Annotated in this window: 14 protein-coding genes; 10 read left to right on the top strand and 4 right to left on the bottom strand. The window is 73.0% G+C overall.

The features are described from left to right. Positions 1-27: 27 nt before the first annotated feature. From ACW62_RS17600 to ACW62_RS17590, 3 genes are read left to right on the top strand one after another with little or no spacing between them, the layout of a single operon-like run. The gene (locus ACW62_RS17600; RefSeq protein ID WP_053205425.1) at positions 28-801 is read left to right on the top strand and encodes a lysophospholipid acyltransferase family protein; all 774 of its coding nucleotides are present in this window, start codon (positions 28-30) and stop codon (positions 799-801) included. Then, complete coding sequence (locus ACW62_RS17595) at positions 798-1,805, top strand: NAD(P)H-dependent glycerol-3-phosphate dehydrogenase (RefSeq protein WP_053205424.1); 1,008 nt, start codon at positions 798-800, stop codon at positions 1,803-1,805. The genes ACW62_RS17600 and ACW62_RS17595 overlap by 4 nt, the downstream gene beginning before the upstream one ends. Before the next feature lie 19 nt (positions 1,806-1,824). Continuing rightward, positions 1,825-2,937 (top strand): D-alanine--D-alanine ligase family protein, encoded by a 1,113-nt coding sequence (locus ACW62_RS17590; protein ID WP_053205423.1) that lies wholly within the window; start codon positions 1,825-1,827, stop codon positions 2,935-2,937. On the opposite strand, the gene ACW62_RS17585 is transcribed toward ACW62_RS17590, so the two are convergent. Genes ACW62_RS17585 through ACW62_RS17575 form a run of 3 tightly spaced genes read right to left on the bottom strand, consistent with a single transcriptional unit; the run spans position 2,934 to position 4,126 of the window. Continuing rightward, on the bottom strand, positions 2,934-3,440 hold the full coding sequence (locus tag ACW62_RS17585; RefSeq protein ID WP_083459871.1) for a GNAT family N-acetyltransferase: 507 nt from the start codon (positions 3,438-3,440) through the stop codon (positions 2,934-2,936). The two genes, ACW62_RS17590 and ACW62_RS17585, sit on opposite strands and share 4 nt — an antisense overlap. Positions 3,441-3,449: 9 nt before the next feature. Then, entirely contained in the window at positions 3,450-3,911 is a 462-nt protein-coding gene (locus ACW62_RS17580; protein WP_053205422.1) for a DUF3515 domain-containing protein, read from the bottom strand. Beyond that, positions 3,890-4,126, bottom strand: a complete 237-nt coding sequence (locus ACW62_RS17575; RefSeq protein ID WP_053205421.1) for an Lrp/AsnC family transcriptional regulator — start codon at positions 4,124-4,126, stop codon at positions 3,890-3,892. The genes ACW62_RS17580 and ACW62_RS17575 overlap by 22 nt, the downstream gene beginning before the upstream one ends. Positions 4,127-4,211: 85 nt before the next feature. Here ACW62_RS17575 and ACW62_RS17570 point away from each other — a divergent pair, with 85 nt between their 5' ends. Further along, positions 4,212-5,162 (top strand): thiamine-phosphate kinase, encoded by a 951-nt coding sequence (locus ACW62_RS17570; protein ID WP_053205420.1) that lies wholly within the window; start codon positions 4,212-4,214, stop codon positions 5,160-5,162. An 87-nt stretch (positions 5,163-5,249) separates the two neighbouring features. Here the strand turns inward: ACW62_RS17570 and rpmB are convergent, their stop codons facing one another. After that, positions 5,250-5,438: a 50S ribosomal protein L28 gene (gene rpmB / locus ACW62_RS17565; RefSeq protein WP_046771409.1), complete on the bottom strand. Its 189-nt coding sequence runs from the start codon at positions 5,436-5,438 to the stop codon at positions 5,250-5,252. Positions 5,439-5,571: 133 nt separating this feature from the next. Between rpmB and ACW62_RS17560 the strand changes: the two genes are divergently transcribed. From ACW62_RS17560 to ACW62_RS17535, 6 genes are all read left to right on the top strand, one after another. Continuing rightward, positions 5,572-7,182: a DAK2 domain-containing protein gene (locus ACW62_RS17560; RefSeq protein ID WP_053205419.1), complete on the top strand. Its 1,611-nt coding sequence runs from the start codon at positions 5,572-5,574 to the stop codon at positions 7,180-7,182. Beyond that, positions 7,182-9,365, top strand: coding sequence for an ATP-dependent DNA helicase RecG (gene recG / locus ACW62_RS17555; RefSeq protein WP_053205418.1), 2,184 nt, complete (start codon positions 7,182-7,184; stop codon positions 9,363-9,365). Before ACW62_RS17560 ends, recG begins: the two co-directional genes overlap by 1 nt. Before the next feature lie 341 nt (positions 9,366-9,706). Beyond that, positions 9,707-10,678 (top strand): magnesium and cobalt transport protein CorA, encoded by a 972-nt coding sequence (locus ACW62_RS17550; protein WP_053205417.1) that lies wholly within the window; start codon positions 9,707-9,709, stop codon positions 10,676-10,678. A gap of 28 nt (positions 10,679-10,706) precedes the next feature. Continuing rightward, positions 10,707-11,285, top strand: coding sequence for a 16S rRNA (guanine(966)-N(2))-methyltransferase RsmD (gene rsmD, locus ACW62_RS17545; RefSeq protein ID WP_053205416.1), 579 nt, complete (start codon positions 10,707-10,709; stop codon positions 11,283-11,285). An 18-nt stretch (positions 11,286-11,303) separates the two neighbouring features. Next, positions 11,304-11,783: a pantetheine-phosphate adenylyltransferase gene (coaD, locus tag ACW62_RS17540; RefSeq protein WP_053205415.1), complete on the top strand. Its 480-nt coding sequence runs from the start codon at positions 11,304-11,306 to the stop codon at positions 11,781-11,783. A gap of 30 nt (positions 11,784-11,813) precedes the next feature. Beyond that, positions 11,814-12,455: a hypothetical protein gene (locus tag ACW62_RS17535; protein WP_157574823.1), complete on the top strand. Its 642-nt coding sequence runs from the start codon at positions 11,814-11,816 to the stop codon at positions 12,453-12,455. Positions 12,456-12,468: the final 13 nt, after the last annotated feature.

The raw sequence follows: 12,468 nt of genomic DNA, 5'->3' as shown, positions 1-12,468 counted from the left end.
CATTCACGTGGGCGGAGGGAGAGGTACGTGGCGGGACCGAGTGCGAACGGGCCGGCGGGGGTGGGGTTCGCGTTCAAGTTCATCGCAACCCTGATCCGTCCGTTCCTCATGACCTTCACCCGGCAGAACTGGCGCGGCGGCGAGAACATTCCGCCGGGCGGCACCGGAGTGATCGTCGCGGGCAACCACATCTCGCACTTCGACCCGCTGTCGTTCGCGCACTTCCTGTGGGACAACGGCCGCGCCACCCGGTACCTCGCGAAGTCCGGCGTGTTCCGGGTGCCGGTGTTCGGCCGGCTCATCACGGCCGCCGGGCAGATCCCGGTGTACCGCGAGTCGCGCGACGCGTCGCAGGCGTACCGGGCCGCCGTCGCCGCCGTCAAGGCCGGTGAGCTGGTCGCGATCTACCCCGAGGGCACCATCTCCCGCGACCCGGACCTCTGGCCGATGGTCGGCAAGACCGGCGCCGCGCGGGTCGCGCTGGAGACCGGCTGCGACGTCATCCCGGTCGCGCAGTGGGGCGCCAACCACGTGCTGGCGCCGTACTCCAAGCGCATCCGGCTGCTGCCGCGCAAGACGATGTCCGTCATCGCCGGGCCGCCGATCCCGCTCGACGACCTGCGCGGCCGGCCGGTCGACTCCACCGTCCTGCGCATCGCCACCGACCGCATCATGGCCGCCATCACCGCGCAGCTGGCGCAGATCCGCGGCGAGGTCGCGCCGGCCGAGCGGTTCGACCCCAAGGCGGTCGGGCTGCCGCCGGTCGGCGACCCGAAGCAGCAACCGGAGGAGCAGCCGTGACCCGCGCCGCCGTCTTCGGGGCCGGCTCGTGGGGGACGGCGTTCGCGCTCGTGCTCGCCGACGCCGGCGCCGACGTCACCATCTGGGGCCGCCGCCCGGAGCTGTGCGACGCCATCAACGCCACCCACACCAACCCCGACTACCTGCCCGGCGTCGGGCTGCCGCTCGCGATCCGGGCCACCCACGAACCCGCCGAGGCCGCGCACGAGGCCGACCTCGTCGTGCTGGCGGTGCCGTCGCAGTCGTTGCGCTCGAACCTCGCCGAGTGGGCGCCCGCGCTGCCGTCGTCCGCGGCGCTGGTCAGCCTGATGAAGGGGGTCGAGCTCGGCACGGCGAAGCGGATGAGCGAGGTCATCGACGATGTCACCGGCGCCGGCCCGAAGCGTATCGCCGCCGTCTCCGGGCCCAACCTCGCCGGCGAGATCGCCCAGCGCCAGCCCGCCGCCAGCGTCGTCGCGGCCGCCGACGACGACCTCGTGAAGGCCATCCAGCGGGCCTGCCACTCGCCGCACTTCCGCCCGTACACCAACCACGACCTCGTCGGGGCGGAGCTGGGCGGCGCCGTCAAGAACGTCATCGCGCTCGCGGTCGGCATCGCCGCCGGGCTCGGCTTCGGCGACAACGCCCGCGCCAGCGTCATCACCCGCGGGCTGGCCGAGACCGCCCGGCTCGGCGCCGCGCTGGGCGCCGACGCGTACACGTTCTCCGGGCTGGCCGGGCTCGGCGACCTCGCCGCCACCTGCATGTCGCCGCTGTCGCGCAACCGCTCGTTCGGCGAGCAGCTGGGCCGCGGCAAGACCGTCGCCGAGATCGTCGCCGGCACCCGGCAGGTCGCCGAGGGGGTCAAGTCGTGCGAGTCGATCCTCGACCTCGCCGGACGCCACGGCGTCGACATGCCGATCGTCGAGCACGTCACCGGGGTGGTCCGGGGCGAGCTCACGCCCGCCGAGATGGTGGGGTCGCTGCTGTCCCGCTCGGCCAAGCCCGAACGGCACGGACATTGAGAACGGTAGGGTCGGCGCGGTGAACTACTCGCAGGACCGTCGCATCAGGGTCGCCGTCGTCTTCGGCGGCCGAAGCTCCGAGCACGAGATCTCGTGTGTCACGGCCGGTGGCGTCCTGGCCGCGCTCGACCCGCGCCGGTACGAGGTGCTGCCGATCGGCATCACGACGTCCGGCCGCTGGGTGCTGACCACCGCCGACCCGGAGCGGCTGGCCATCCACGGCCACACCATGCCTGCCGTCGACGACGAGGGCGGCACCGTCGTGCTGCCCGGGCGGGGCGCGCTGTCGGTGCAGTCGCCGGGCGAGGTGCCGCACGCGCTGGGCACGGTCGACGTCGTGTTCCCGCTGCTGCACGGCCCGTACGGCGAGGACGGCACCATCCAGGGGCTGCTCGAACTGGCCGACGTCCGCTACGTCGGGTCCGGCGTGCTGGCCTCGGCCGTCGGCATGGACAAGCACGTCATGAAGCTGCTGCTGGCCGGCGCCGGGCTGCCCGTGACCCGGCACGTGCTGGTGCGCCCGTCGGCGTGGGAGCCGCAGCGCGACCGCGTCGTCGCCGAGGTCGAGGCGTTCGGCTACCCGGTGTTCGTCAAGCCGGCCCGCGCCGGATCGAGCATGGGCGTCAGCAAGGTGCACGACGAGTCCGAGCTCGAGGCCGCCGTCCTGGCCGCCCGCGAGCACGACCCGAAGGTGCTGGTCGAGGAGGCCGTCACCGGCCGCGAGGTCGAGTGCGCCGTGCTGGAGGGCCAGGGCGGCGGCGAGCCCGAGGCGAGCGTCGTCGGCGAGATCCGCCTCGGCGCCGGCCACGACCTCTACGACTTCGAGGCCAAGTACCTGCCCGGCGACGACGTCGCGCTCGACATCCCCGCCGACCTCCCGGCCGACGTCGCCGAACGGGTCCGCCGGATGTCCATCGACGCGTTCCAGGCGTTGTCCTGCGAGAGCCTTGCCCGGGTCGACTTCTTCCTCCGCGACGACGGCTCGCTCGTGGTGAACGAGCTGAACACCATGCCGGGCTTCACGCCGACGTCGATGTTCCCGCAGCTGTGGGCGAAGACCGGCATCGACTACCCGTCGCTGGTCGACCGCCTCGTCGACACCGCGCTGCGCCGGCCGACCGGGCTGCGTTAGGTGGCGTCGCGCGCGTACACGACGACGTCGAGGCCGTCGTGCGTCGTCTCCTGCCAGAGCGTGAAGCCGAGCCGGCGCATCACGGCGATCGACCGCTCGTTCTCCGGGACGGTGACCGAGATCAGCCGCGGCAGGCCCAGCTCGCCGAACGCGTGCTCGATCCAGGCGGTCGCCGCCTCGGTGGCGTAGCCGTGGCCCCAGGCGTGCCGGGTCAGCCGCCAGCCGATCTCGACCTCGCCGGGGAACCACGGGTGGCGGTGCATGCCGGTGAAGCCGAGGAACACCCCGTCGGCCGTCCGCTCGACCGCGGCCAGGCCGAACCCCTCCTGCAGATGCTGCTCGCGCATCCTGGCGAGCATGCGGTCCGCCGCGGCGCGGTCCAGCGGGCCGGTGGTGAAGTGCTCCATGACGGCCGGATCGGCGTTCATGGCGGCCCACGCGTCGGCGTCGCGCTGCTCGATCGGGCGGAGGGTGAGGCGGTCCGTCGTCAGGGTGGTGGGCATTATCCGACGCTAGCGCAGGGCGCGTTCCGGGTCGGTGTCGAGGATCGCCGTCGCGAGGTCGGTCAGCACGTTCGCCTCGGGCGCGTAGTCGTCGGGGACGGCGACCTCGATCAGCACCTCCCGGTCGACGGCGGTGAAGAACATGCCGCCCTCGCCCTCGTCGGCCAGCCAGCCGACGCCTTCGACGTCGAACAGCTGGGCGTCCGGGCGGTAGGAGGCGGGCATCGGGACGCCGCAGCGCAGCACGATCGCCGGCTGCCCCCAGGCGGCCACGTACTCCGAGGACGGGTCGACGTCGCGCCGGATCGCGTCGTCGACGGTGTCGGGGAGGGCATCCTGGAGGGCGGCGCAGACGTCGGCGCTGCCGGGCTCGGGCTCGTGCGGCGTGACGTCGACGGCACCGAACCCGCAGCCGGCCAGCACCGTCGCGAGGAGGATGACGGCCGGCGTCAGATGTGGACGACTGGGCACGTGAGCGTGCGGGTGATGCCGTCGACCGTCTGCACCCGGGCGACCACGAGCTTCCCCAGGTCGTCGACGTTGCTGGCTTCGGCCCGCACGATGACGTCGTACGGCCCGGTGACGTCCTCGGCGAGAGTGACGCCGTCGATCTCGGCGATCCTCCGGGCGACCTCGGCGGCCTTGCCCACCTCGGTCTGGATCAGGATGTAAGCCTGTACGACCACGGGTTTGCCCTCTCACGCGTCCTGTGTGCGAAGGGGTCAACCTACCTGGTCGAGGAATCGTGCGGGAGAAGAGGGAGCGCAGAGAATGCCCGACAGCGTTGGCGAACTGGGAGAGTTCGGCCTCATCGACGCCGTGACCGCGCGGCTGCCGCAGGGCCCGGACGTCCTCCTGGGCCCCGGCGACGACTCCGCCGTGGTCGCGGCGCCCGACGGCCGCGTCGTCGTGACGACCGACCTGCTGGTGGAGAACCGGCACTTCCGCCGCGACTGGTCCGACCCTGCCGACGTCGGTCACAAGGCGGCCGCGCAGAACCTCTCCGACATCGAGGCGATGGGCGCGCGGCCCACCTCCCTCGTGGTGGGCCTGGGCCTGCCGGCCGACCTCCCGGCGTCGTGGGCGGTCTCGTTGGCCGCCGGCCTGGGCGAGGAGGCCGCCCTGGTCGGCGCCTCCGTCGTCGGGGGCGACGTCGTGCGCTCGCCGCTGATCGTCGTCTCGGTGACGGCGCTGGGCACGCTCTCCGGCGCCGAGCCCGTGACCCGGGCCGGCGCCCGGGCGGGCGACGTCGTCGCGATGTGCGGGCGGCTCGGCTGGGCGGAGGCCGGCTTCCAGGTGCTGAGCCGCGGCTTCCGCACGCCGCGCGCCGTCGTCGAGGCGCACCGGCGGCCCCGGGTCCCGTACGGAGCGGGGGCTGAGGCCGCCTCGCTGGGCGCGACGGCGATGTGCGACGTGAGCGACGGGCTCCTGGGCGATCTGGGCCACGTCGCCGCCGCCAGCGGGGTGTCCATCGACGTCGACCCCACGTTGCTCGAGGTGGCCGGGCCGCTGCGCGAGGTCGCGTCGGCCCTGGGCGCCGATCCGCTCGCCTGGGTGCTCACCGGCGGCGACGACAACGCCTTGGTGGCGACGTTCCCCGCTGAGGTGGAACTGCCGGAGCGGTGGACGGTGATCGGCTCGGTGTCGGCCGGCTCGGGGGTGACCGTCGGCGGGGCGGAGTACGACGCGCCGGGAGGGCACGACCACTTCGCCGGGGGATGACCGTTGCCCGGCCAACCGAAACCACCTGCGGAAAAGACAATGAACCGCCCCCACCAGGGGAGCGGTTCATGGTCGTTCAGGCAAGCGTCAGCGGCGCGCGACCTTGCCGGCCTTGAGGCACGACGTGCAGACGTTCAGCCGCTTGGGGGTGCCCCCGACGACCGTGCGCACGGTCTGGATGTTCGGGTTCCAGCGACGCGGGGTCCGGCGGTGCGAGTGCGAGATCGAGTTGCCGAAGCCCGGGCCCTTGCCGCAGACATCGCAGGTGGCAGCCACGGAGACTCCTACTGAGACGGATGATGGAAGACAACGGTCAACGTGCCCGCACCGGGAACCCGGCGCGAACAACCGCCCCAGCGTACCGGGCCGCCGCGCCAGATAACAAACCGGCGCGGGGTAGTCTCGCCGGGTGCCACCGGTTCCCGACGCTGAGATCCTGCTGCGGTGGTGCCGTGCCGGCCTGGACGCGCTCGCGGCGGCCCGTGAGGAGATCGACGCGCTGAACGTGTATCCGGTGCCCGACGGCGACACCGGGACCAACCTGTACCTCACGGTGGAGGCCGCGCTCCAGCAGGCCGAGGACGCCGAGCCGACGCTGGCCGCCACCGCCGAGGCGGCCGCACGCGGAGCGCTCATGGGCGCTCGCGGCAACTCCGGGATCATCGTCGCGCAGATGCTGCGCGGGGTGGCGGACGTGCTGAGCCGTCCGGGCACGACGCTGGCGGACGGGCGCGCGCTGGCCAGCGGGCTCGTCAACGCCGCCGACGAGGCGCACCGGGCGGTCGCGGAGCCGGTCGAAGGCACCATCCTCACGGTCGCCCGTGCCGCAGCCGACGCTGCCGAACGCCGCGCGGCCGCGACGGACAGCACCCTCGCCGCCGTCGCGCTGGCCGCGGCGGCAGCCGCCCACGAGGCCCTCGACCGGACCCCCGACCAGCTGGACGTCCTGCGCAGAGCGGGCGTCGTCGACGCGGGCGGGCGAGGGCTGACGGTGCTGCTGGACGCGTTCGACACGGTGCTGACCGGACGGCGGCCGTTGCCCCGCCCGCGCACCGTCGGCGCCCACACCGTCCCCGCGCCGGCCCGGCCGGAGCCGCCGGCACCGGAGCCCGCCTACGAGGTCATGTACCTGCTCGACGCCACCCGGCGCGAGGTCGACACGCTGAAACAGACGCTCGCCGGGCTGGGCGACTCGCTGGTCGTCAGCGGCGCCGGCGAGGAGTGGAACGTGCACGTCCACACCGACGACGCGGGCGCGGCCATCGAGGCGGGCATCGCCGCCGGCCGGCCGCACCGCATCAGCGTCACCTACCTGCCGGTCCAGCACGCCCGGCCCGCGCCCGAGACCCACCAGCGGGTCATCGTCGCGTTCGCCGCCGGCGACGGGCTGGCCGAGTTGTTCGCCGAGGCCGGAGCGGTCGTCGTGGCGACGGCGACGGGGCATCGTCCGTCCACCGGCGAGATGCTGGCCGCCGTCGACCGCGGCGACGCCGGCCGCACCGGCGACGTCGTCATCCTGCCGAACGAGCGCGACGCGGTGCCGGTCGCGGAGGCGGCCGCCGCCGAGCTGCGCACCCACGGCAGAAGGGCCGCCGTCATCCCCACGGTCGCGCAGGTCCAGGGCCTCGCCGCGCTCGCCGTCCACGAGCCGCACCGCGCCTTCGACGCCGACGTCGTCGCGATGACGGCCGCCGCGGGCCAGACCCGTCACGGCGCCGTCACCATCGCCGCACGGGAGGCCGTCACGATGGCTGGGGTGTGCCGGCCGGGCGACGTGCTCGGGGTGGTCGACGGCGACTTCGCGGTGATCGGCGCCGACCTGCTCGAGGTCGCCACCGAGGTGGTCGCCCGTATGCTCGCGGCAGGGGGCGAGCTGGTCACCGTCGTCACCGGCGACGGCGCCGGCCAGGGCCTCGCCGACGGCGTCGCCCGCGCCGTCCGCCGCGGCCACCCCGAGGCCGACACCGTCGTGTACCGCGGCGGCCAACCCCGCTACCCGCTACTGCTCGGAGTCGAGTGATGGTCGGATTCGACACACAGCTGACCCCCGTGGTCGGCGACAAGACCGCGAAGGCGCTGGCGAGCACGCTCGACCTGCACACCGTCGGCGACCTCATGCGCCACTATCCGCGCCGCTACGTGCAGCGCGGCGAGCTGACCGAGCTCAGCTCACTGCGCGAGGACGAGCTGGTCACCGTCGTCGCCATGGTGAAGAGCGTCTCGAGGCGGAGCATGAAGAACCGCCGCGGCTCGATCCTGGAGGCGGTCGTCACCGACGGCACCGGCGAGCTGAGGCTGACGTTCTTCAACCAGGCATGGCGCGAGCGTGACCTTCGCCCGGAGCGCATCGGTCTGTTCGCCGGCAAGGTCGGCACGTTCCGCGACCAGCGCCAGCTCGCGCACCCCGAGTACGAGATGTTCCCCGAGGACGCCGGCGACATCAAGGAGGCGGCCGAGAAGTACGCCGACGAGATCATCCCGGTCTATCCGGCCAGCGTGAAGGTCCCCTCCTGGCTGATCGCGAAGACGGTCGACGTCGTGCTCCAGCAGCTCGGCGACCCGCCGGACCCGATCCCCGCCGAGGTCCTGCGCGGGCGGCACCTGCCCGGTCTCACCGAGGCCCTGCACGCCGTGCACCGGCCCAAGGCCATCGAGAAGGCCAAGCGGGCGCAGCACCGGCTGCGGTACGAAGAGGCGTTCGTCCTGCAGACGGAGCTGGCCCGGCGTCGCCTGTCGACCGCCGCGCTGCCGGCGAAGCCGCGCCGGGCCACGCCGGGCGGGCTGGTCGACGCGCTGGACGAGCGGCTGCCGTTCGAGCTGACGGAGGGCCAGCGGCAGGTCGGCGACCAGCTGGCCACCGAGCTGGACACCCCGCACCCGATGCACCGGCTGCTGCAGGGCGAGGTCGGCGCCGGCAAGACCGTCGTCGCGCTGCGGGCGATGCTGGCCGTCGTCGACGCCGGGGGACAGGCCGCGCTGCTGGCGCCGACCGAGGTGCTGGCCCAGCAGCACCACCGCTCGCTGACGGCGATGCTCGGCGAGCTGGCGCAGGCCGGCATGCTCGGCGGCGCCGACCAGGGCACCCGGGTCGCGCTGCTCACCGGCTCGATGTCGACGGCGCAGCGCCGGACCGCACTGAACGAGATCGTCACCGGCGACGCCGGCATCGTCGTCGGCACCCACGCGCTGCTGGAGGAGAACGTCCAGTTCTTCGACCTCGGCCTGGTCGTCGTCGACGAACAACACCGGTTCGGCGTCGAGCAGCGGGCCGCGCTGGCCGCCAAGAGCCGCGACGGCACGCGGCCGCACGTGCTGGTCATGACCGCGACGCCGATCCCGCGGACGGTCGCGATGACTGTCTTCGGCGACCTCGAGATCTCCACGCTGTCCGACGTGCCGCGCGGCCGCGCCGATGTCGCCACGCACGTCGTCCCGGTGGACGAGAAGCCGCACTTCCTCGACCGGGCCTGGCAGCGGGTGCGCGAGGAGGTCGAGGCCGGGCACCGCGTCTACATCGTCTGCCCGCGCATCGGCGACGACGACACCGGCTCGGCCGAGGAGGAGCCGCCGCCGGCCGAGGACGACAAGCGCCGCCCGGCCGCCGTCCTCGAGCTGGCCGAGTACCTGCGCACCGGCCCGTTGCAGGGCGTCGGCCTGGACGTCCTGCACGGCCGGCTGCCGGCGGAGACGAAGGACGCGGTCATGGCGGCGTTCGCGACCGGCACCACGCCCGTGGTCGTCGCGACGACGGTCATCGAGGTCGGCATCGACGTCGCGGCGGCGTCGATGATGGTGGTCGTCGACGCCGACCGGTTCGGCGTCTCGCAGCTGCACCAGCTCCGTGGCCGCATCGGCCGTGGCTCGATCCCCGGCGTGTGCCTGCTGGTCACCGAGGCGCCGCCGGGCACACCGGCGCGCGAGCGGCTGGACGCGGTCGCCCGTACCCGCGACGGGTTCGAGCTCTCGCAGGTCGACCTCGAGCACCGCCGCGAGGGCGACGTGCTCGGCGCGTCGCAGTCCGGCCACCGGTCCAGCCTGAAGCTGCTCCGGGTCATCCGCGACGTCGACATTATCGAGCAGGCCCGCGAGGACGCCGCCGCCGTCGTCGAGGCCGACCCGGATCTCGCCGCGCACCCGGCGCTGCTGGACGCCGTCGAGGCCGCGCTGGCCGAGCAGGAGGCCGACTACCTCGACAAGGCCTGAGCCCGGGCCGCGCGGGCCGGCCGCGGGCCACCAGCCGGGCCGGGCGACGAATCCGCAGGTGAGGGAGGTCAGTAACCCCGCTGGTGCTCTGCAGTCCGATCCGACCGCAGACCTCCATCGCGCGATGGTGCTCTGCAGTCGGATGTGGCGGCAGAGCACCAGCGAGCCGAACGGAGTCGCCCGGCGGCGCGAACCGGCGGCGCGAACCGGGGGAGGGGAGCTGGTCACGGGCCGGGCCGAGACGGGCCTGCGCGCGGTCCTGACGCCGCGCGGCCGAATCTCAACGCTTTCTTGACGCCTGGCGGCCGGATCGGGCGCCGCGGCCGTGCTGGAATCGGGGCGTGATCGTGGACAAGGCCATTTACCGAGACGGTGCGCGCGAGGAGATCGACGGCGACATCAGCGAGGCGTTCGAGCGTGCCAAGGCGCGCGGCGACTGCTTCCTGTGGATCGGCCTGTTCGAGCCCACGCACGAGGAGTTCGACCTCATCGTCGACGAGCTGAAGTTGCACCCACTGGCCGTCGACGACGCCGTCAACGCGCATCAGCGGCCCAAGCTGGAGCTGTACGGCGACACCGTCTTCGCCGTGTTCAAGACGCTCGAGCACCGCGACGACGCCGCCACGCTCGACGTCGGCGAGATCATGATGTTCATCGGCGACGACTTCGTCATCACCGTCAGGCACGGCGCCATCAACCCGCTGGACACCGTCCGCGACCGCGTCGAGTCGGAGAAGTGGCTGGTCGACGCGGGTCCGGCCGGCGTGCTGTACGCCGTCAGCGACCTCGTCGCGGACAGCTACACGCGGCTGGCCCGGCAGGTCGAGGCGGACGTCATCGAGACCGAGCGGCTGGTGTTCCAGCCGGGCGCGGCCGACGCCACCGAGGCGATCTACTCGCTGAAGCGGCAGGTCCTGCAGTTCCGCATCGCCGTCGACCCGCTGGTGCCGGTCATGGAGGACCTCACCAGGGGCCGCGTCGCGCTGTGCGCCGGCCTGAGCGAGTACTTCCGCGACATCCTCGACCACCTGCTGCGCGTCGACCGCATGGTGGAGGCGCAGAACGAGCTGCTCACGGGCGTGCTGGCGGCCAACCTGTCGCTGGTGACCATGCAGCAGAACGTCGACCTGCGCAAGATCTCGGCGTGGGCCGCGATCGTGGCCGTGCCGACGATGATCGCCGGGATCTACGGCATGAACTTCGACCACATGCCCGAACTGCACTGGTCCTTCGGCTACCCGCTGGTCGTGGGCGTCATGATAGGCGCGTGTCTGTTGCTCCATCGAAAGCTGCGCCGCAGCGGCTGGCTCTGAGGTCCGTACCACCCGGGGCGGTCCGCCGGTGACGCGCATCGTGGCCGGCGCCGCGGGCGGCCGGCGGCTGTCCGTACCACCCGGCAACCGCACCCGGCCGACGTCGGACCGGGTGCGCGAGGCGCTGTTCTCGTCCCTGGCGGCGACGTTCGGCGGCGGCCCCGGCGGCCCCGGCGGCCTCGGCGGGCTGCGCGTCCTCGACCTCTACGCGGGCAGCGGCGCCCTCGGCCTGGAGGCGCTGTCGCGCGGCGCGGAGCACTGCCTGCTGGTGGAATCCGACGCCCGCGCAGCGGCCGTGATCAGGGCGAACGTCAAGGCGGTGGGGCTGCCGGGCGCCGTCGTCGTCGCGTCTACGGTCGAGCGGGTGCTGGCCGCGCCGCCGGACGCCCCGTACGACGTCGTGCTGGCCGATCCGCCGTACGCGATGGTTGACGCCGAGCTGAGTGGGGTACTCGTCTCACTGACGGCGGGCTGGCTCGCACCGGACGCGGTGGTCGTCGTCGAACGCGACCGCCGCAGCGCGCCGGTGACCTGGCCCGACGACATCGATCCGGGCCGGGAACGGCGGTACGGCGAGACCGTGCTCTGGTACGGTCGCGCCCGGTGAAATGACACAGGAGGACATGTGCGCCGCTGTCTGTGCCCAGGCTCGTTCGACCCGGTCACGAACGGTCACCTCGACGTCATCGAGCGGGCCGCAAGCCTGTTCGACGAGGTCGTCGTCGCCGTCCTGGTGAACGTGTCGAAGAAGGGGCTGTTCTCCGTCGACGAGCGCATCGACCTGCTGGAGAAGGCGTGCGGGCACCTGCCCGCCGTCCGGGTCGAGAGCTTCGAGGGGCTCTTGGTCGATTTCGCCCGTCAACGCGAGATCCCGGCTGTCGTGAAAGGCCTGCGCGCGGTCACCGATTTCGACTATGAACTACAGATGGCGCAGATGAACCACCGCCTGACGGGATTGGAGACGCTGTTCGTGGCGACCAATCCCGACTACTCGTTCCTTTCGTCCTCGTTGGTGAAAGAGGTAGCGTCCTACGGCGGTGACGTCGCTGGGCTGGTGCCCGACGTGGTGCTCCAGCGGCTTCAGGAGAGATTGGGACGCCGGTGATCCCGCGCCGGCACACCTAGGGGGATGGTCATGGAGGTTCATGACAAGATCGCCGAGATCGTCGCACTCGTCGACTCGGCGCGGACGATGCCCATGTCGTCCACCGCAATGGTGAACAAACAGCAGTTGCTGGCCCTGCTCGACGAGGTCCGCGAAGGGCTGCCTGCCAACCTGCAGGCGGCCGAGGCGGTCCTGGGGCAACGCGAGGCGCTGCTGATCGAGGCGCGCGGCAACGCCGAGCGCGTCCTCGCCAACGCCAACGCCGAGCAGGCCCGCCTGGTGGCCGACCACGCCGTCACCCAGGCGGCCCGGCTGGAGGCCGAGGAGATCCTGCGGCAGGCCCGCGAGCAGGCCGAGAACATCCGCAGCGACGCCGACGACTACGTCGACGCGAAGCTGGCCCGGCTGGAGATCTCGGCGGCCCGCATCGTCGAGACCGTCCGCGACGGCCGCGAGCAGCTGCGCCACCCCACGGCCTACGAGGAGCTGTCGCAACGGCGCAACGGCAACCCGGTCGTCGTGCCGCAGCTCGACGGCGCGCAGGACGACTTCGGCGCCGGCTCGGACGGCCGGGCCGAGCGGTTCGGCGCGGACGCCGACGACTCGCCCGACGAGCCAGGATCCGGCGGCCGCGACCCGCAGCCCGACAAGCTCACGTCGGGTTTGGGGTAGCGGGCCGCCGTCT

This window comes from Jiangella muralis, assembly GCF_001270745.1.
Lineage (GTDB): Bacteria > Actinomycetota > Actinomycetes > Jiangellales > Jiangellaceae > Jiangella > Jiangella muralis.
This window is presented reverse-complemented; position numbering and strand designations above follow the sequence as displayed.